Raw genomic sequence first — 19895 nt, 5'->3', positions numbered from 1 at the left:
CATAACGGCGTCTACCGATAGGACCTACGATTATTTCAATCCTATAGTTCAAGAGTGAACTTCAGTTAGATTTCCCTTTAAAAATGCTCTCAGCTTATAACATTTTCTCTCTGTAAAGAATCCTATAACCTACTTTTCTCTATCCTCACTGTTTTTGTTATAAATGATTTGAAATCATTTGTTTATAGCCTAAATAGGCATGAATATTTCCTGTTAATAAAAAAATTTCCCAAAGCCATTCTGCTGTAGCGAGCATCATGCTCACACCCCTTTTATACTACTTTTCCTTCATTATAGCATAGCAAAATAAGGTTTACAAGAATGGCTTACTCCATTTTGTCATATTTTTAAAATTTTCTGATTCCTTCTTTGTCTTACAGCTTCATACATAACAATAGAAGAAGCTACAGAAGCATTTAACGACTCTGCACATCCAATCATAGGAATTTTCACTACAAAATCTGAACAATCAATGACTTCTTTTTCTACTCCATTTCCTTCATTTCCTATAATAATAGCCACATTTTTTGTATAATCTATTTCATCATAATAATAGCTTGTATCTAAGCTTGTAGTGATAATATGTATTTTTTGTCCTTTTAATATTTCTAATATATTTATGGTTTCTTCCATGTGGATAATAGGCATATGAAAAATAGATCCCATAGTAGATCTGATTGTTTTTAAATTATATAAATCTACACATCCTTTAGATAAAAAAACTGCATCAACTCCTGCTGCATCTGCAGTTCGAATCATAGTACCCAAATTTCCTGGATCTTGAATTCTATCTAATACTAAAAATAATCCATTAGATTTTTTAAAGATTTTCTCTATTTCATACTCCTCCATAGAAAGAATTCCTAAAATGCCTTGTGGTGTTTGGGTATCCGAAAGCTTTATAAATAAAGGCGTTGGAACTTGATAAACCTTTATTCCTTTATGCAATAAAATCTCTAAAATTTCATCTGCATCTTTACTTTTATATAATTCTTCACAAAATATAATATATTCTATGCTTTTCTTATTTTCTATAGCATCTTTTATAATTCTTATGCCCTCTATGATATATTTCTTCGTTTTTTGTCGATATTTCCTTTTTTCTAATTGTTTTGTAGTTTTGATGACTCCATTGTCCTCAGAGGTGATATACACGATTGACGACTTCATTTTATACTTTCTGCCTTTCTTTCAATTTTTTGTATATCATCATTATGTCCAATTACAACTAATACATCATCTTTTCTTACAATATCTGTAGCACTTGGAGCTATATTGATTTCTCCTCCATGCTTAATAGCCATTACATTGATTCCATATTTCGCTCTCATATCTAATTGTTGTAAATTTTTTCCTTCCCATTCTCCTAATGAAGAAATCTCTACAATACTGTAGTCTGGAGCTAGTTCTATATAATCTAATATATTAGAAGATACAAGATTGTGAGCTACTCTTACGCCCATATCCCTTTCTGGAAATACAACTCGATCTGCTCCAATCTTATATAAAACCTTTGCATGTAATTCACTTTGTGCTTTTGTTACTACATACTTTACGCCTAATTCTTTCACAAGTAAAGTGGCCATAATAGAAGATTGTATATTAGAACCAATTGTAATGACAGCAACATCAAAATTTCTGATTCCTAAAGCTTTAATAGCTCCTTCCTCTGTAGCATCTGCTTGTACTGCATGGGTTACAGAATCTGCAATACCTTGAATTACATCTTCATTTCTGTCAATAGCCAATACATCATATCCAAGTCCGTATAGTGTTCTTGCGACACTTGAACCAAATCTTCCACAGCCAATTACTACAAATTGCTTCATATATAACACCCCTTTATCCTACAATTACTCTTTCTTCTGGATATTTGATAAGTCCTTTATTCTTTTGTTGCATTTTAGCTAATGCTAAAGCTATAGTAAAAGGCCCTACTCTTCCTGCAAACATGGTAAAAATCACTACAATTTTTCCCATTATACTTAAGCTTGGTGTAATCCCTAACGACAAACCTACGGTTCCAAAAGCAGAAGTAGCCTCAAAGAAAATTTCAATAAATGAATGGTTGTTGTCTGTAATAGATAAAATCATAGTAACACCTATAATTAAAGCCATACTAATTCCTATAACAGCTAAGGATCTATTGACAATATCCCTAGGAATTCTTTTTTTAAACACTTCAGTATCTTCTTTTCCCTTAATCACACAAATAATTGTCCAAACAATTACCCCAGCTGTAGTAGTCTTCACTCCTCCCGCTGTAGACCCAGAAGAACCTCCTATAAACATGAGTACAATAGTAATAAAAACAGTTGCCATAGAAAGCTGATCCATAGGCAATGTATTAAATCCAGCTGTTCTAGGAGTAACTCCATGAAATAAAGCTGACAATACCTTTCCTTTAAAAGGTAAGCTTCCTAATGTTGCTTCATTACTATATTCTAACAAAAATACACTCAAAAAACCAAATAAAATTAAAATTCCTGTAATATATAAAACAAGCTTTGTATGAAGACTATATTTTGCAAATTTTCTTTTTTGTAAAACTTCAACAATGACTGTAAAGCCTAATCCTCCCAAAATAATTAAACCACATATTGTAAAATTAATCAAAAAATCATCTGCAAATCTTGTAAGACTTGTAAAATTCCCCATAAGATCAAAGCCTGCATTACAAAAAGCAGAAATAGCATGAAATAAACTCATTCCTATTCCTTTATAAGTTCCATACATTGGAATAAACCTCAAAGAAAGCAAAAATGCACCTATTCCTTCTATTATAAAAGTTGTAATGAGTACATATCGAGTCAGTCTTACAACTCCTGCTGTATTAAATTGATTTAACGCTTCCTGAATCACAAGTCTTTCTCTAAGAGTAATCTTTCTTCTGATAATTAAAGCAAAAAATGTAGCCATTGTCATAAATCCTAATCCACCTACTTGAATGAGCAAAATAATAATTGTTTGTCCAAAAGTAGTCCAATAAGTAGCTGTATCTACTACTACAAGTCCCGTTACACAAACAGCTGAGGTAGATGTAAACAATGCATTAATAAATCCTATACTTTTTCCTGATATAGATGCAATAGGTAAACTTAAAAGAATAGCACCCATTACAATTACACTTGCAAATCCTATTACAATAATTTGTGAAGAAGTTAATTTTAACTTTCCCATTGTTCTATTTTTCTCTATTTCAATCACCCCTAATTTTGCGTATCTACATTTATTATAGCATACTCAAAATAAAACCCTAGGGTTATTATGAACACGGATAGACGAAAATATGAATGAAAATGAAAAATAGACTCATATAGAGTCTATTTATGCATTTACTTTTTGTTTTGCAACTTCTGCTAATTGTGCAAAACCTTCTGCATCATGAATAGCCATTTCAGATAACATTTTTCTATTGATTTCGATACCTGAAAGTTTTAATCCATTGATCAATTTGCTATAAGAAATTCCATTCATTCTTGCTGCTGCATTGATTCTTGCAATCCAAAGTTTTCTAAAATCTCTTTTTCTTAATTTACGTCCTACATATGCATATCTTAAAGATTTCATTACAGCTTGATTTGCAACTCTAAAAAGTTTGCTCTTCGCACCATAATAACCTTTCGCAAGCTTTAATATTTTTTTATGTTTCTTTTTTGCATTTACTGCTTTTTTTACTCTTGCCATATTTTTCTACCTCCTTTACCTTTTATCTATGCGTATGGTAATAATCTTTTTACTCTTTTTTCTTCTGATTTTGGCATAATAGCAGCCTTACGTAAATTTCTTTTTCTCTTTGTTGTTTTCTTTGTTAGGATATGGCTTTTATAAGCTTTTGCTCTTTTTACCTTACCTTTTTTAGTTAATTTAAATCTCTTTGCTGCTGCACGATGTGTTTTCATTTTTGGCATAATAATTTCCTCCCCTCTAGTATCTAAGCATTTTTAGGTGATAGAAACATTGTCATATTCCTACCTTCTAAGTTCGGCTTTTTCTCTACAGTACCAGCTTCAATAATAAGTGCTGTAAATTTTTCCATTACTTCATACCCTAATTTGGTATAACCCATTTCTCTTCCTTTAAATCTTAAACTAACTTTTACTTTATCTCCTTTAGAAAGGAATTTAATGGCATTGTTTGCTTTTACAGCTAGATCGTGTTCTTCAATATTTAGGCTTAATCGAACTTCTTTTACATTAATAATCTTTTGTTTTTTCTTTGCTTCTTTTTCTTTTTTGGACAATTCAAATCTGTACTTTCCATAATCCATAATTCTGCATACTGGTGGTTTTGCTTGAGCAGCAACCTTTACTAGGTCTAATCTTTTTTCTATTGCCATGTCTAATGCCTTTTTTGTAGGAACAATTCCTAGCTGCTCACCTTCTGCATCAATTAACCTTACTTCACGATCTCGAATCTCTTCATTGATTTCTAACTCTTTAATGGTTTAACACCTCCTATGAAATAGATAAACTTTTATATACAAATAAAAAAGCGAATGTAATATACATCCGCTTCATAAGCTCAATCCAATACTTAAGTAAAAAAGCTCATATATACCTTACGAACTTTTGTTGTAAGGTGAGAAGCGGAAAACTTCTACTTAACATTACTCATCAAGTTTATCATTATATTTTTAGATTGTCAACCTTTTTTTATACAGTCTTTTTATTTTTTATTTCTATTCTTTTTTTCCATGCATGAAGTCCTAATGATACGCCAATTACACCATATACTACAAATACCCTAAAAAATTCACCAATCTGTGCATCGCCAAATAAATTTTTTCCAGCCAGTGGAGATACAATAAATAGTGTATGAAAAAGAGTCGTTCCTAATATAGCCTGCCCTATAGTTGCTTTAGAAACAGATGCTCCTCCAATTAAAAGAGCTGCAATGGAAAACATTCCTATCTGCTCATGGCTTCCATAAGTATTTAATGTGCCTAGATTTTGAAGAAAAATAAGCTGTCCCCAAGCTGCCAATAAAGTAGAAATAGTAATAGCTAAAATTCTAGTTTTATCTACATCAATGCCTGCAATTTTTGCAATATGTTGATCCTGTCCTACTGCTTTAAAATCTTGGCCTATTTTTGTTTTTAAAATCAATACATTAAACAAGCAAAGACTACCTATTACTAAAATAGTAATAATAGGTACTTTTAAATTTTTTAACATAGATGAACTATTTAACATCAAGATACTAAATATACCTAATAAAAGACATATCCCACATTGAATTCTTTGAATTTTTTTTCTTTCTTTAAAATATTTATATGCCGTATATAAAATTCCTAAAAAAGCAAAAATTAAAATCATAGTAAAAAAAGGAATTTTAAACAAATGATCTAAAGCGTATTTAATTCCTGTAGGTTCTACTCCTCCAGATAAATCTATAGTATTTCTAATTCCAACTCCTCCACTAAGCATTAAAACTGGATTTTTCATTGGAATAATGTTTCCTACCAAAAATAAAAATACCAATTGATACACTCCATTTGCAAAAAATCCTACAATCATACTTGCAATCATTTCCTGACCTTTTGTTTTATTTAATAATTTTCCTGTTAAATGTCCAAAAATTAATGCAAAAGGAGTACTTAGTACTACACAAAGTAAAAAGCCTTCTATTCCTGTAATTCCCCAGTGGGTTACAGCAATAATCGCGATTTGACCTGCCATAGCTCCTACTACAATACTAAAATTAAGTCCCATTCCTGCTACAACTGGAATGATTAAAGACAATACTAAAAAAGAATTTCTAGTAATTCTAGTAAGTATCTCATTTCCAATAAAACTAATAGGCAGCCTTGATAATTTTATCCCTATTAAACAAAGTATTACAAAAATAATGGTTACTATATTATCAAACAAAATCTTTTTCATATCTTTTTGAGATTCTTCATTTTGTATTTTGATCATTTCATTCACCCCCATCTACTTTTGTTAAGGCATAAAGTATAATGCCGTTTTGTACAATCATTCTTGCTACCTCAGCCAAATTTCCTTGTTTCACCAACTCATTTGCTACAGGTAAAGCAATAGTAAGTAACCCTTGAAATAAAAATACACCAAGTATTACATGAGAAATTTTAGCTTGTGTAGCAGATGCCCCTCCTATTAAAATAGCAGCGACTGCTGGGAAGGCCATCATAAGAGGTGCTTGATACAATTGAAAGAATCCATAGCTTTGAGCATATACTAAAATACCTATGGCTCCTAATACAGTAGAAAAAATAGAACCTATAATCCTGCAATGATCTACTTGAATTCCCGACGCTATGGAAAATTTGGGGTTATCTCCTGCTGCTTTCATGGCAAGTCCTATCTTACTTCTAGAAAATATCCACATGATGAGACACAAAAGTAAAAAAAATAGCAAAAGCCCTGTTGGAATTTTTATTCTTCCTATTTTAAAGGATAAAAAATTATTTAAAATTTGAGCATACCTTGCTCCTAACGAAATAGTTACCCTAAGACCTCTTCCTATAGGCCAGACCATTTCAGGACTTTTAAGTGGAATCAAAATCCATCCTATACTCATTAATGATACTACTGAAAAACCTGTATATGTTCCTACGGTCATCTCTGATCCTTTGACTTCATTTAATAAAATCCCATAGATCCATCCAGCAATAACAGCAAAAGGAATGGAAATAAGAATAGCTGTAAAAAAAGCTGTAAATTTATATAAATTCATTTCTATACTCAAAAGTCCTCCTAATAATCCACAAACAATTCCTAATGGAAGACCAAAATTAGGACCTATTCCAGATGTAATAGCCGGTACCATAGAAAGAACTAAAACTCCATTCATTCCTACTCGCACTAATGTATCTTTTAAAAGCATATGTACGGGTAGCTTTAATGCACACGCTACAAAACATAATCCTATAAAAAAACAAGTAATGATTATCCTTGGAAGCCCTAACTGGTCTATCCATTTTTTAATCTTCTCTTTCATTATAAGGCCTCCTTATGTTTTTTTTCATGCTCTCCAGCCATCATAAGGCCAAAATCCTCATCAGAATCTATGGGCTTTAAAATACCTTCTACCTTTCCCCTGCTAATAATTGCAATTCTATGACAGATGGATCTTAACTCTCCTAATTCACTTGAAGTCATTACAATGGTCATATTCATTTCTTTATTTAGCTTATATAATAAATCTAGAACAAGCTTTTTAGCACCAATATCAATTCCTCTTGTAGGCTCTGATACAAATAAAATATTAGGCTTTAAAGTGAGAGCTCTCGCAATACAAATTTTTTGTTGGTTTCCTCCACTTAATCTTCTAACAATTTGCTGAGGTCCTCTACACCTTATATCCAGATTTTTTATCATTTTTAGTGCATGTTCTCTTACTTTCTTTTGATCTATTTGATAGAAAAAACCTATTTTTTTCATAAACTTTTTTTGAATCTGCATAGCCGTCATAACAATATTTAGTTCTATAGAAGTATCTAACAAAAGTCCTACCCCTCTTCGATCTTCAGATACAAATGCAATTTTATTTTCAATGGCTTCTTTAGGATTATTTAATTGTAACTTTTTCCCTTCTAACATCACTTCTCCTTGTGCTTTATATAAACCCATGATCCCATTAGCAATGCCTATTTTTCCTTGTCCCGCTAAGCCTCCTATTCCTAAAATTTCTCCTTGTACTACATCTAAATCAATTCCCTTTACTTCTTCTCCAGGCATATCTACTTTTAAATTTCTAATAGATAATATATTTTTCTTTTCTTTATCATCTTGTATTTCGTCCATTTTATTTGTTATTTCAATTTTTCTTCCTACCATAAGTCTTGCAAGCTCTATTACATTTGTTTCTTCTTTTTTAAAAGTATTAATCCACTCTCCATCTCTTAATATGGTAATTTGATTGGCTACCTTCATGACCTCATTTAATCTATGGGTAATAAATAAAATGGCAATCCCTGATTGAGATAATTTTTTCATAGTATCTAGTAAATAATCTGCTTCGCTTTCTGTTAAAACTGCAGTTGGTTCATCAAATACTAAAAGCTTTACATTTTTTTTGTCAATCTCTCTTGCAATTTCTATAAACTGCATATATCCTACAGGCAGTCCTTCAATTTTTATCCACTCTTTGATGTCCATTCCTATTTGATCTAATGAATTTCTAGAATCTTCATTCATTTTTTTTATATCTAATGATTTTAAACTCTCTCTTGTAAATTTACTAATGATATTATGTTTTGTATGTTCTCGATTCAACTTTATATTTTCTGTAATAGAGAACCCTGGAATAAGCATAAACTCTTGATGAACCATTCCAATCCCCATATTCATAGCATCTTTTGGACATTGAATGTCTGCTTTTTTTCCTTGAATCAAAACTTCTCCATCAAAACCTCCTGTACTATGAATGACAGGCATTCCAAATAAAATATTCATCAAGGTAGATTTTCCTGCTCCATTTTCTCCTAATAAAGCATGAATTTCACCTTCTTTTACAGAAATATTTATTCCTTTTAGTACTTTGTTTTTAAAATATTCTTTTTGAATATTTTTCATTTGCAAAATATATTTTTCCTCCATCTTAGTACCTCCTTTCACTGATACAAATTTACATGTCCCTATCTATTAGAAAAAGCAAGGCTGCCCTATAGGCAACCTTCCTAAAAATCAATAAAATCTGAAAGAACCATTAAATAATTGTCATATGTCTTTTGATTTTCTGTATCTGTATACACTTGTATATGCATATTGGAGTTGGCATAATCTTCAAAGCATTTTTGTATCTTTTCCATATCAACCTTTCCTTTTGTATTTCCTTTTATATATTCAAGAGCATATTCTGTTCCTGCTTCTACAAACATCATATTCATAGGTACCGGCCATGTAGAAAATCTTTTCGTTCCATCTTTTTCTGAAATTTTTGTCTTGATTTCTTGTACAATAAAATCAATATCTCCTTTTTTATCTTCTGGAATCTCAATTCCTAAAGCCCCTGGATATCCATGATATGGAGATGGACAACATTGTTGAGGGAATATGGCCCCTTGCTCTAATATAGATTTAATCAAAGGCTCTTGCATAGAGCAGTTTGTAGCAAAAAATGCAGTATCTTTTCCATACTCTTGAACCTTCCTTGGTACATCTTCTAATATGTATTGTTGCGCTCCTGATACTCCTGCATCTCCTGTTGGATCTGGAGCAGTAGCTTCAATAAATTCAAGTCCTAGCTTCTCACAATTTTCTCTAAACAAATCTCTTCTTGCAGCTAAAAGAGCATAAGACATATGTCTTGGAAAAGAATAGTGTACAAATTTTGTTGCTCCTTGTTTTTTTGCTTGTTCAATTACAGCTTTCCCCATTCCTAATTCATCCATTTGAAATACTACATCTGCCTTGGATGCAATCATAGCTGGATCTTCTCCTGCTGTTCCTATTATAAATAATATATCATCTCTCATTTCCCTTACTTTATCAATGGCAGCGGAAGTTCCTGGTATTCCTTGTACAATAATAATAGCTTTCACATCAGGATCTGATGCCATGCTCATTACATTTGTTACAACTGTTTCTTGTTCTTTCATAAATTGATCTGGATAAGTTTGAAGCAACACTTTATCTTTCCCATATTTTTGTTGTACTTTTTCTGCAGCTCTATATTCTTCTTCATTTTGAGATACAGTTCCCGTCATAATTCCTATTTTCCAATTTTCTTCTTTTGTCTCTGATCCACATGCAACCATAGTAAATACCATAGCAACAATCAAAAAAATGGCTAAGCTTCTTTTCAACATTTGCCTTCCTCCCAATTTTTTTATTTTTAAAATTTGGTCTTATTTATATTTATGCAGATACTGTCCAATTTCATTCCAATATCTCTCATTTTGTTTTTATTTTTTTCCATAAATCCTTTATATTTTTTTTATTAGATTGGGGCAAACTATGAATATATTCTTTAAGAAAGAAGGTGATGAGCTATTTCAAGAAAGAAAATTATTTTATTTCTTTTTTGCTGTATTTTCACAGTAGGTTTATGGTTCATGGCAAGCCCATACAACAAAATTTTAAACAAGCTACCCATAAACAAATTATTTTTCATCTTTTTATTTTTGTGTACTTTCATTTATTACATGAAACGTGACAGATCTCCTCAACTAGAACCTTCTCATATTCAAATGGAAAAAAAAGATGATCGCCAAAATGGTCATCTCAATAAACCTTCTGTTCGTTTTAATGATGTAGCTGGCCTTGATGAAGTAAAAGAAGAATTATTAGAGATTATAGACTTTATCAAAGAGCCTCAAAAGTATCATGAAATGGGTGCTAAAATTCCAAAGGGTATTTTATTTTTTGGTCCTCCTGGAACAGGTAAAACCCTTTTAGCTCAAGCTTTAGCAGGAGAGACAGATTCTAGTTTTTTCCCTGCAAGTGGTTCTGAATTCGTAGAAAAATATGTAGGTGTAGGCGCAAAAAGAGTAAGAAGTTTATTTGAAAAAGCTAAAAAAGGTGCTCCTAGTGTAATTTTTATTGATGAAATTGATGCTATCGGAGCAAAGAGAACCACAGAAAGTAATAATGAAAAGGACCAAACTCTCAATCAACTTCTTATTGAAATGGATGGATTTCATTCAGATCAAACAGTGATCGTCATAGGCGCTACTAATCGACTAGATCTATTAGATGAAGCTTTACTTCGCCCTGGAAGATTTGATCGTCATATGTTTATTGGCAATCCTGATCTTCATGCTAGAGAAGAAATTTTTCAAGTGCATACCAAAAACAAGCCTATTGACAAAAGTGTAAATATACAAGAACTTGCAAAAAGAACCCATGGCATGTCTGGAGCTCATCTTTCTAATATTGCCAATGAAGCAGCTATTTTGGCAGTAAGAAACAATAAAAAAGCCATTGGAATTCACGAGTTCAATGAAGCTATTGAAAAAGTAGTGGCAGGTCTACAAAGAAAAAATGCTTCTATTTTAGAAAAGGAAAAACAAAAAGTTTCTTATCATGAAGCAGGACATGCTTTAATTGGAAAAGTTCTAAGTACTGATTTAATTTCAAAAGTGTCTATTGTTCCTAGAGGAGAAGCTTTAGGTTATGTTATGTATGCCCCTTGCGAAGAGCGTTTTCTAACCACTACAGATGAACTCAAAAACAAAATAAAAGTTTTGTTAGGAGGAAGATGTGCTGAACAACTCACGTTTGGAGAAATATCAACTGGTGCAAGAGATGATTTAAAAAAAGCAAATCATATTGCCTATCAAATGGTATGTGAATATGGAATGAGCAATTTAAAAAATAGAGTATTTGAACCCTCTTTTATAAAGAATTGTTATCCAATGATTGATGAAGAAATTCGATTAATTATAGATGAGTGTTATGAAGAAGCTTATGGACATCTAAAAGAACGTACAGATTTATTAGAAGCCATTGCTCACGAATTATTTAAAAAAGAAACACTTACAGGAGAAGAGCTTGAATCTATTCTTTTAGATTTTAATAAATCTAGTACTACTGTATAAAAAAGAGGACAATACATATGTCCTCTTTTTTATATTTTATAATGTTTTATTTTTAATTTCTTCTTCTACTTTTTGAATAAAATCTTCTATTTTTTGATTTCCTAATTCCCCATGATCTCTAGAACGAACAGATATTTCCCCTGCTGCCTCTTCTTTTTCTCCTACAATAATCATATAAGGAATCTTTTGAAGTTGAGCTTCACGAATCTTATATCCTATTTTTTCGTTTCTATCATCTAGCTCTATTCTTATTTCTTTTTGTTTCAACCCATCTGCAACTTTTTGTGCATATTCCATATACTTATCTGCAATTGGAAGAATTTTCACTTGTACAGGTGCAATCCATGTTGGAAACTTTCCTGCAAAATTTTCAATTAAAATTCCTATGAATCTTTCAATACTTCCAAAGATGGTTCTATGAAGCATAATTGGTCTATGTTTTTCACCATCTTTTCCTATATAAGTTAAATCAAATCTTTGAGGCATTTGGAAATCTAATTGAATCGTTCCACATTGCCATGTTCTTCCTATACAATCTTCTAAATGAAAATCTATTTTAGGTCCGTAAAAAGCTCCATCTCCTTCATTAAGCTTGTAAGAAATTCCTTTTTCTTCTAGAGCCTCTCTTAAAGCATTTGTAGCCATTTCCCACTCTTCATCTGATCCCATTGAATCTTCAGGTCTTGTAGATAATTCAATATGATATTTGAATCCAAATATGCTATATAAATAATCTGTAAAATCAATAACTCCTTTTATTTCATCTTTTATTTGTTCAGGAAGCATATAAATATGCGCATCATCTTGCGTAAAGTTTCTTACTCTCATCAATCCATGTAGTGCTCCTGATAACTCATGTCTATGAACAAGACCAAGCTCTGCCACTCTCATTGGAAAATCTCTATAGCTATGCATTTTTGTTTTATAAATAAGCATTCCACCTGGACAGTTCATTGGTTTTACTGCATAATCCATTCCATCTATTTGAGTAAAATACATATTTTCTTTATAGTGATCCCAATGTCCTGAAGTATGCCATAATTGTTCATTTAAAATAATAGGAGTTTTTACTTCATCATATCCTCTTTTTATATGCTCTCTTCTCCAAAAATCTTCTAGTGTATTTCTAATAACCATACCTTTTGCATGGAAAAATGGAAATCCCGGTCCTTCTTCTTGAAGGCTAAATAAATCTAATTCTTTTCCTAATTTTCTATGATCTCTTTTTTTAGCTTCTTCTAATCTATGAATATATTCTTCTAATTCTTTTTGTTTTGGAAAAGATGTAGCATAGATTCTTTGAAGCATTGGCTTATTTTCATCTCCACGCCAATAAGCACCTGCAACGCTTAGAATTTTTACTGCCTTCACACTCTTTGTTGAAAGAAGATGAGGTCCTGCACAAAGATCTACAAAATCTCCTTGCTTATAAAAAGAAATAATGGCATCCTCTGGAAGATCTTTGATTAATTCAACCTTATATTCTTCTCCTTTTCCCTCCATATATTTCATTGCTTCCTCTCTAGGAAGTTCAAATCTTTCTAAGTTTAAATTTTCTGAAGCAATTTTTTTCATTTCTTTTTCAATTTTTTCAAAATCATCCTCTGTAAATCTATGTTCTGAATCAAAATCATAGTAAAATCCGTTTTCAATAGCAGGTCCTATAGCAAGCTTTGTATTAGGAAATAATCTTTTTACTGCTTGAGCCATCATATGAGAGCTTGTATGTCTAAAAACATCTTTTCCTTTTTCATCTTCAAATTTTAAAATATTTAACTCTACATCTTCATGAATTTCATAAGATAGATCTACTACCTTATTGTTTACTTCTCCTGCCACCGCTTCCTTTGCAAGTCTTCCACTAATTTCTTTTGCAATGTCTAAAACTGACACTCCCTTATTTACTTCTTTTACAGATCCATCTTTTAATTGAATTTTTACCAATTCCATATCTATACCTCCCCATTGATTCTATATAAAATAATTTTTAATAAAAACAAAAACTCCCGTCCAAAAGCAAAAGCTTTAGGACGGGAGAGTTCTCTCGCGGTTCCACCCAAATTGAAATAATCCACTCTATGACATTAACGCTGTCTAACGGAATCCTTTTTGCAAAAGCTACTCAGGTACAGCTCAAAGGTAGTTTTCTCATATCCTAATCTAAGAATGCTTTCAGCCAATGACATTCTCTCTCTAGTGACTGGTATTATGATACTCTTCCTTTTTCATTGCTTTTTATTTTTGACTTTGTTTTATTATAAGAATAATTTCTATACTTGTCAATAAGTTTGTTCAATTTTTCAAATTTTATACAAATTTTTAAACTAATAATACTACTACTCCTTGTAATAAACCTATTATACCTCCTAAAATGCCTCCTAAAATTTCTATATGTTTGAGTTCCTTCTTGGCAATAGTTAATACAATTTCTTCTAATTTTTCTAATTCAAAATGATTTACTTTTTCTTCTACTAGATCTGAAATTTTTATGGTTTCTGTAGCTTTATGAATCATTTTCTCTGTTAGTTCTGTAATGACATTTTCAGCTTCTTGATCAATAATGTCATTGATATAATCTTGTATTATTCCTTTAAAAGTAGATGGAATAAATGCCGGAAGCTTTCCTTCTACAAGCTTGCCAATTTTTCTCTTTATCGCGAAAATGATTTCACTTTTGTTTTCTGTTTCAATAAACTTATCTATAATTTCTCTCATAGATAATAATTCATTTTCTACTACTTCTCCTACACTTTTTGCAAGTTCTTTTTTTCTTTTTGGAATCAATCCTTGAATTTTTATATGAAGAAAAGGGATTTCAATAGGATATAAGGGTCTAAATATAAATTTAATGGCCAAAATATTTGTAATCCATCCAATCAAAGCTCCCACTGCTACTAAAACGAATAACTTAGTCCAAAACAACTGCTTTCACCTCTATATTTTATCTTTTGTATTATAATTTGATATTTAGTATAGCATAAGTATGTATGAAGTACAATGAAATTATAAAGAGTAGAGATTCTCTCTACTCTTGTTTGACCTGAGGAGATGCACATAATTCACAACCATTGCAAATATATGCTCTATCTCCAAATACATTTTGAATGGTTCTTATAATTTCTTTTTTATGAATTTTATTAGAAACATGTAGTATTATTTTTTTAGGAGCTAATGTAATTAAAGAACTAATGAGTAAATCATCATAACTAATATCTTTTTCTGCCATATCTGATGCTAAATCTTCAAGATATTCATTTTGAATCAATATATTTCTGCTATCATATAGATGATATTTTCCATCTTTCATCAAAACATGTACCGTATGAATCTTAGATTCTTGAATCTCTACAAAATACCTTAAAAGTCTTATAAACTCATTATATTCCTTTTCCATTAAAAAATCTTCTACTGCTCGATCTGTTTTTATTTTCAATTCTTCTATATAGTTTTTAAGTCTGAATCGAACAAATCCTTCTATATTGAAAATGGTGCTTTCTTTAAAATAGTCCATGATTTCTTCCATCAATTTGCCTTTTGTAGAAATATAGACACTTATCCCTTGTTCACATTCATAAGTTTCATCTTCTTTTATGTTTTTAAAATGTTCAACAATAGATTTTCTTTCTCCTAAACTAAAATAATAATATTCATGGGTTAAAATATTATAAACCATTTTTTCTTCCATATGCTTCATAATTACATCAGCTATGGTGCTAGCCATATGCTTTTGAAAAATATATTCAAAATCATCATTATTGGATTTTATTATATATTTAATTTCAATATTATTCACTGTTTCATCAATTTGTTCTTGAATCAGTATTTTATATTTTTCTAAACATTTTATTTGTTCATGTAATATATTTTGAACAAAACTCAAAGATTCAGTAAGTACAACTGTCATTAAATGCATTTTTTTCACTCCTTCTCCTACTGTATTAGTAGTATATGTGTAATAAGAAGTGATATTCAAAATAGCCTATTACATTTATTGTTTATTATTCCATTTCTAAAATAGGAATAATCGATCCTATATCTACAGGATCTTGTTCTGTTAAGAATATAGGCTTCACTTCATAGTCATTTAAAAATTTAAAAATCCGTTTCTCATCTGGATGATTTTTAAAATTTCCAGAAAAAGCTAAAGAATTATATTCCACAAACCCACAACTACCTCCGATAAATCCATAATTAAGATCAAAAAGATCTATGTATCCAGAATGAATCCAAAGAACATCTATTCCATATTTTTCTACTTGTTTAGCAATTCCTTTGTCTGATGTAATGATTGCTTTTTCATTGACTACACAAATTGAACATTTGGCATATCCTTGTTTTACATGAATACATTCTATTTCATTATCTTGTAGTAGTTTAAAAGTAAGTGGATCTGTATATTTAAAATTATGAATTGCAAACTTCCCTACTCTTCCTATATTATATGCAATATTTTCTGGATAGTTCCTTTTTAAAATAGTATCTCCTTTATAAGTGCAAATTCCCAAAGAATGAAATATGGGTGCCATTTTTTTATACACATTAGGAGCAATAACTACGTCTTTTCCTGTAACAGGATGAAGTAATATATCTGGATGATAAGAAATAGCATCATACAGTTCTTTACAATGTGGCGTTTTAAGTATTTGAATTTTTAAATCTTTTAAATTTTTTTCAATAGTTTTTGAAATTCTTCCATCTACAATAACAGTATGTACATTTTTTTTAGGTAAAAAAGGAGTTTCTAAATATTTTTTTTTCATTTTCATCACCATATTTATTAAAACAAAAAAAAGCCTTTTAAAAAAGGCTTTTTTTATTTTAATAAAGACGTTTATAAATATCTCTTATTTCTTCTCTTGAGAGCTGTACATAATTGTTGGCTAAAAGTCTTTGTTGCTTTTCTAATACACTATCTGTAAATTCTTCTATTTCTTCTTCTTTCATCCCATATGCTTTTAAAGGATTTCTTTTTAAAAGATTTCCTAGTATGTTTTCTAAGCTTTGATATACTTCATCTTCATTTACCCCTAAAATACTTCCTAAAAACGCATTAAGTTTCTTAATTTTTCCATCTGGACAAAGTCTATTATAAGTCTTAAATACTTCTGTAAAAAACTGATAATTTGCTTCTCCATGAGGAACATGATAAGTTCCACCTAATGGATAAGATAGGGCATGAACAGCTCCTACTCCAGCATTTCCAAAAGCAATTCCTGCATAATTACTAGCAATAGCAAACTCTTTTAATAAATTGAGACGATATTCTTCTCCATTTTCTATTATTTTTTCATATCCATCTAAAATCATTTCAATAGCTTTTACACTAAACATTTCTGTAAAAGGATTGGCTTTAGGAGACACATAAGCTTCTACAGCATGAATCAATGCATCAATAGAACTATATACAAAAAATTTATATGGAAGGCCTTTTATAAGTTCTGGAATGAGTACTGCACAATCTGCATACAATTCATCAATGGCAAGACCCATTTTTGTTTGTTTGGATTTTATTTCTGCAATGGATATATTTGTTACTTCACTACCTGTTCCACAGGTAGTAGGAACAATAATCAACTTTTTATCTTTTATAAAATCTATCTTTTTTTCAAACATATCTAGTGCATTTGTTCCATCTTTAAATATTAAAAGCTTTGCAATATCAATGATCGTTCCTCCGCCTATTGCGAAAATTCTTTTGTATTCTTTTCCTACTACTTCTTTTAATATAGAGTCAATCATCTCATCAGAAGGCTCTCCTAAACCATACTTTTCTTGCATTAAAAAATCTGCATCTAATTTTAAATCATTCATATAAGGGTCATATAAAAACTGATGGGTAAGTACCAAATCTCCTTTTCCAATTTCAAACTCTTGCGCAAAACTTTTAAAATCATCAAATTGATGAATGACTGTTGGCAGTTTAAAAAATTGCATTGAATCCACCCTTTCTCATGTTTATTCAAATTTAGTGCAAAATCTTCTTTCCCACTCTTTTATAAGCATCGGTCTAAAATCTGGATGAGCAATTTGAATGAGCGCTCTTCCTCTTTCTTTTAATGTTTTTCCTCTTAAATTAGCAATACCATATTCTGTAACAACATAGTGAACATCATTTCTAGAAGTGGTTACAGCTGATCCTTCATCTATGAGGGGCACAATTCTAGATACCTTTCCTTTTGACGCAGTAGATGGAATGGCAATAATAGATTTTCCTCCCTTTGACATGCTCGCTCCTCTTACATAATCTACTTGGCCTCCTACACCACTAAATTGTTTTAATCCTATGGTTTCAGAGACTACTTGACCCATTAAATCTACTTGAATACAAGAGTTAATAGAAATCATTTTTTCATTTTGCATAATCACATAAGGATTGTTTACATAATCTACAGGATACAATTCTACACTAGGATTATTGTTTACAAAATCATAAAGTCTTTGTGTTCCCATCAAAAAGGTTACCACCATTTTACCTTTGTGTAAAGTTTTTCTTTTATTGTTAATCACTCCAGATTCTACCAACTCTACTACTCCATCAGAAAACATTTCTGAATGAATTCCTAAATCCTTTTTATCTTTTAAAAATAAAAGTACTGCATCAGGAATGGCTCCAATCCCCAATTGAAGAGTAGCTCCATCTTCAACCAAAGTAGCACAATTTTCTCCTATTGCTTTTTCCACATCTCCAATCTTCGGAGGATTTAATTCAATAATTGGATAAGAAGTTTCAACAATATAATCTAAATCAGACACATGTATAAAAGAATCTCCCATAGTTCTTGGCATATGATCATTGACTTCTGCAATCACTATTTTTGCACATTCTGTTGCAGGTTTTGTATAATCATTAGAAACTCCGAAGCTACAATACCCATGTTCATCCGGTCTACTAAGTTGGACCATAGCTACATCTACAGGTAAATATTCATCTTTAAACAGTCTTGGAATTTCTGTAAAAAAACAAGGTGTGTAATCAGCTCTAGCTTCTGCAACTGCCCCACGAGTAGATCCTCCTACAAACAATGCATTGTGTCTAAAATGAGGTGCCATTTCAGGATGTGTATATTCTCCTTTTCCCATAGCTACCATATGAACAAGCTCTACATCTTCATATTGATCTTTATTTTTTACCATGGCTTCTATCAATCTTTGAGGTTCGCCTACTGCATGGCCTATTACTACTCGATCTTTTGATTTTATTTTTTTTACAGCTTCTTCTGATGTGGTTAATTTAGATTTATAAATTTCTTTCCAATCCATCCTATCCACCCTTTCTATTCGTAGTAATCCCTATATATATTGTAAATTTCTTCAATGATCTGTTTTTGATCTTCTTTATTTTTACTAAAAAGAACCTCTTTCTTATACCGAAGATTTTGATAATTTGCACAACAATTACTGCATCCCCCTATAACTAGTAATACATCATATATTTCTTGTTCCTTTGTCATTTCAAAAAGAATATGTCCCTTAAAATGATTTGCAATTTCTTCTAAAAATTTTCTTCTTTCATATCTAGGATTGCATCCTCCACAAAATTTTACTCCTACTTTCAAACCAACTCTCCTTACCTTTTTTTGTTTAATATCTTCTTAGCCATATCAATAAGATCTTGACTCATTTCATGAACAAGATGAACTTCTTTGATTGTAGGAATTTCTTCTTGTAAATCTGCTAAAACAATTTCTTCAAGAGTAATTTTTGCTGAAGGACAGCTACCACAAGCACCTAAAAGCTTTACTTCTACAATTTGATCCTTTACTCCAATCAACTTTATGTCTCCATAATGCTTCATAAGCTTTGGTCTAATTTTTGTATCTATTACTTTTTGTACTTCTTCAAACATGCTATCCCTCCATTGAGTAATTAGGGGTGGAATCCCACCCCTATAATTATTTTTGTGAAGCTGCTGCTTCTCTTTGTGCAATAGCTTCTTCATCTATTCTTGCTATTTTTTTAGCCAATTCTTTTTTATGGGCTAGATTTCCTTGTCTTGCAATCATAATTCTTTGTGCTTGTGGTGAACCTGCTCCATGCATAGATTCTGTTCTATATCCTACTGCTGCTGTTCCTAATGTCATATTTTCAATCAATCTTAATATTCTCATTCTGTGTTCTGTTGGTACTATATTCACACCTTTAAAATATTTTTCACAAATTGGTCCAATTTCTGGATGTTTAAAATCTTTTTCTGATGGCATAGTTACCATAAGTCCTCCTGCAATGTCTTCTGCAAGTCTTGTAATTTCATATGGGAATCTTGTTACATTTTGCTTACAGACATTTGCTAAAAGTAAATCTATTTGATAGTTTCCAGCCTTTGTTTTGTATCCTTCTGCTGAACAAGCAATTCCACAGCAATATAATGTTTCATTTAAATGAGTCATTT

Annotated in this window: 20 protein-coding genes and 3 other annotated features (1 of these 23 cut by a window edge); of the genes, 1 reads left to right on the top strand and 19 read right to left on the bottom strand. The window is 30.9% G+C overall.

The genetic code is table 11. From position 1 onward, the window contains the following. Positions 1-155, bottom strand: a binding site (T-box leader) (it extends 63 nt beyond the left edge of the window). A 184-nt stretch (positions 156-339) separates the two neighbouring features. The 10 genes from BN2409_RS08385 to BN2409_RS08340 form a co-directional block, all read right to left on the bottom strand. Then, positions 340-1170 (bottom strand): TrmH family RNA methyltransferase, encoded by an 831-nt coding sequence (locus BN2409_RS08385; protein ID WP_110943021.1) that lies wholly within the window; start codon positions 1168-1170, stop codon positions 340-342. After that, positions 1167-1829 carry a potassium channel family protein gene (locus BN2409_RS08380; protein ID WP_053956169.1) on the bottom strand — a complete coding sequence of 221 codons (663 nt, stop codon included), beginning with the start codon at positions 1827-1829 and terminating at the stop codon, positions 1167-1169. Before BN2409_RS08380 ends, BN2409_RS08385 begins: the two co-directional genes overlap by 4 nt. Before the next feature lie 13 nt (positions 1830-1842). Further along, positions 1843-3207 carry a TrkH family potassium uptake protein gene (locus BN2409_RS08375; protein ID WP_330375404.1) on the bottom strand — a complete coding sequence of 455 codons (1365 nt, stop codon included), beginning with the start codon at positions 3205-3207 and terminating at the stop codon, positions 1843-1845. Positions 3208-3327: 120 nt separating this feature from the next. Next, complete coding sequence (gene rplT / locus BN2409_RS08370; RefSeq protein WP_053956167.1) at positions 3328-3687, bottom strand: 50S ribosomal protein L20; 360 nt, start codon at positions 3685-3687, stop codon at positions 3328-3330. Positions 3688-3713: 26 nt separating this feature from the next. Further along, positions 3714-3911 (bottom strand): 50S ribosomal protein L35, encoded by a 198-nt coding sequence (rpmI, locus tag BN2409_RS08365; protein ID WP_053956166.1) that lies wholly within the window; start codon positions 3909-3911, stop codon positions 3714-3716. A gap of 23 nt (positions 3912-3934) precedes the next feature. Next, on the bottom strand, positions 3935-4393 hold the full coding sequence (gene infC / locus BN2409_RS08360; protein ID WP_422723682.1) for a translation initiation factor IF-3: 459 nt from the start codon (positions 4391-4393) through the stop codon (positions 3935-3937). Between the two features lie 87 nt (positions 4394-4480). Next, positions 4481-4611, bottom strand: a sequence feature (ribosomal protein L20 leader region). Positions 4612-4655: 44 nt separating this feature from the next. After that, positions 4656-5921: an ABC transporter permease subunit gene (locus BN2409_RS08355; protein WP_053956164.1), complete on the bottom strand. Its 1266-nt coding sequence runs from the start codon at positions 5919-5921 to the stop codon at positions 4656-4658. A 1-nt stretch (position 5922) separates the two neighbouring features. Continuing rightward, on the bottom strand, positions 5923-6963 hold the full coding sequence (locus tag BN2409_RS08350) for an ABC transporter permease subunit (RefSeq protein ID WP_053956163.1): 1041 nt from the start codon (positions 6961-6963) through the stop codon (positions 5923-5925). Next, complete coding sequence (locus tag BN2409_RS08345; RefSeq protein ID WP_053956162.1) at positions 6963-8564, bottom strand: sugar ABC transporter ATP-binding protein; 1602 nt, start codon at positions 8562-8564, stop codon at positions 6963-6965. Before BN2409_RS08345 ends, BN2409_RS08350 begins: the two co-directional genes overlap by 1 nt. Positions 8565-8644: 80 nt before the next feature. Beyond that, positions 8645-9775 (bottom strand): DUF3798 domain-containing protein, encoded by a 1131-nt coding sequence (locus BN2409_RS08340; protein WP_053956161.1) that lies wholly within the window; start codon positions 9773-9775, stop codon positions 8645-8647. A 183-nt stretch (positions 9776-9958) separates the two neighbouring features. On the opposite strand from BN2409_RS08340, the gene ftsH reads away from it, so the two are divergent. Continuing rightward, positions 9959-11506: an ATP-dependent zinc metalloprotease FtsH gene (gene ftsH / locus BN2409_RS08335; RefSeq protein ID WP_242847934.1), complete on the top strand. Its 1548-nt coding sequence runs from the start codon at positions 9959-9961 to the stop codon at positions 11504-11506. 36 nt (positions 11507-11542) lie between these two features. Here the strand turns inward: ftsH and thrS are convergent, their stop codons facing one another. From thrS to BN2409_RS08290, 9 genes are all read right to left on the bottom strand, one after another. Further along, the gene (thrS, locus tag BN2409_RS08330) at positions 11543-13450 is read right to left on the bottom strand and encodes a threonine--tRNA ligase (protein ID WP_199872979.1); all 1908 of its coding nucleotides are present in this window, start codon (positions 13448-13450) and stop codon (positions 11543-11545) included. 79 nt (positions 13451-13529) lie between these two features. Beyond that, positions 13530-13744: a binding site (T-box leader), on the bottom strand. Between the two features lie 81 nt (positions 13745-13825). Next, entirely contained in the window at positions 13826-14428 is a 603-nt protein-coding gene (locus BN2409_RS08325; RefSeq protein ID WP_053956159.1) for a DUF445 domain-containing protein, read from the bottom strand. Positions 14429-14531: 103 nt separating this feature from the next. Next, positions 14532-15419 (bottom strand): putative sporulation protein YtxC, encoded by an 888-nt coding sequence (ytxC, locus tag BN2409_RS08320; RefSeq protein ID WP_053956158.1) that lies wholly within the window; start codon positions 15417-15419, stop codon positions 14532-14534. 85 nt (positions 15420-15504) lie between these two features. After that, positions 15505-16266 (bottom strand): DUF6873 family GME fold protein, encoded by a 762-nt coding sequence (locus BN2409_RS08315; RefSeq protein ID WP_053956157.1) that lies wholly within the window; start codon positions 16264-16266, stop codon positions 15505-15507. A 58-nt stretch (positions 16267-16324) separates the two neighbouring features. Next, entirely contained in the window at positions 16325-17440 is a 1116-nt protein-coding gene (locus BN2409_RS08310) for a 4-hydroxybutyrate dehydrogenase (RefSeq protein WP_053956156.1), read from the bottom strand. 21 nt (positions 17441-17461) lie between these two features. Continuing rightward, positions 17462-18766 carry an acetyl-CoA hydrolase/transferase family protein gene (locus tag BN2409_RS08305; protein WP_053956155.1) on the bottom strand — a complete coding sequence of 435 codons (1305 nt, stop codon included), beginning with the start codon at positions 18764-18766 and terminating at the stop codon, positions 17462-17464. Positions 18767-18780: 14 nt separating this feature from the next. After that, positions 18781-19062: a hypothetical protein gene (locus BN2409_RS08300; RefSeq protein WP_053956154.1), complete on the bottom strand. Its 282-nt coding sequence runs from the start codon at positions 19060-19062 to the stop codon at positions 18781-18783. Between the two features lie 11 nt (positions 19063-19073). Further along, positions 19074-19352, bottom strand: coding sequence for a NifU family protein (locus BN2409_RS08295; RefSeq protein WP_053956153.1), 279 nt, complete (start codon positions 19350-19352; stop codon positions 19074-19076). Between the two features lie 46 nt (positions 19353-19398). Then, a partial coding sequence (locus BN2409_RS08290; RefSeq protein ID WP_053956152.1) for a 4-hydroxyphenylacetate 3-hydroxylase C-terminal domain-containing protein occupies positions 19399-19895 on the bottom strand: 497 nt, incomplete at its 5' end.

Origin of the sequence: Inediibacterium massiliense, assembly GCF_001282725.1 — a bacterium.
GTDB lineage: Bacteria > Bacillota > Clostridia > Peptostreptococcales > Thermotaleaceae > Anaerophilus > Anaerophilus massiliensis.
The sequence above is the reverse complement of the archived record's forward strand: the minus strand, read 5'-3'. Positions and strand labels throughout refer to the sequence as shown.

What these genes read in the sequence shown, in the direction of transcription:
- BN2409_RS08340 (WP_053956161.1), bottom strand. Translation starts at nt 9,775, where the DNA reads ATGTTGAAAAGAAGCTTAGCCATTTTTTTGATTGTTGCTATGGTATTT.
- ytxC (WP_053956158.1), bottom strand. Translation starts at nt 15,419, where the DNA reads ATGCATTTAATGACAGTTGTACTTACTGAATCTTTGAGTTTTGTTCAA.
- rplT (WP_053956167.1), bottom strand. Translation starts at nt 3,687, where the DNA reads ATGGCAAGAGTAAAAAAAGCAGTAAATGCAAAAAAGAAACATAAAAAA.
- BN2409_RS08350 (WP_053956163.1), bottom strand. Translation starts at nt 6,963, where the DNA reads ATGAAAGAGAAGATTAAAAAATGGATAGACCAGTTAGGGCTTCCAAGG.
- BN2409_RS08385 (WP_110943021.1), bottom strand. Translation starts at nt 1,170, where the DNA reads ATGAAGTCGTCAATCGTGTATATCACCTCTGAGGACAATGGAGTCATC.
- BN2409_RS08355 (WP_053956164.1), bottom strand. Translation starts at nt 5,921, where the DNA reads ATGATCAAAATACAAAATGAAGAATCTCAAAAAGATATGAAAAAGATT.
- BN2409_RS08380 (WP_053956169.1), bottom strand. Translation starts at nt 1,829, where the DNA reads ATGAAGCAATTTGTAGTAATTGGCTGTGGAAGATTTGGTTCAAGTGTC.
- rpmI (WP_053956166.1), bottom strand. Translation starts at nt 3,911, where the DNA reads ATGCCAAAAATGAAAACACATCGTGCAGCAGCAAAGAGATTTAAATTA.
- BN2409_RS08310 (WP_053956156.1), bottom strand. Translation starts at nt 17,440, where the DNA reads ATGCAATTTTTTAAACTGCCAACAGTCATTCATCAATTTGATGATTTT.
- BN2409_RS08345 (WP_053956162.1), bottom strand. Translation starts at nt 8,564, where the DNA reads ATGGAGGAAAAATATATTTTGCAAATGAAAAATATTCAAAAAGAATAT.
- BN2409_RS08295 (WP_053956153.1), bottom strand. Translation starts at nt 19,352, where the DNA reads ATGTTTGAAGAAGTACAAAAAGTAATAGATACAAAAATTAGACCAAAG.
- BN2409_RS08305 (WP_053956155.1), bottom strand. Translation starts at nt 18,766, where the DNA reads ATGGATTGGAAAGAAATTTATAAATCTAAATTAACCACATCAGAAGAA.
- BN2409_RS08315 (WP_053956157.1), bottom strand. Translation starts at nt 16,266, where the DNA reads ATGAAAAAAAAATATTTAGAAACTCCTTTTTTACCTAAAAAAAATGTA.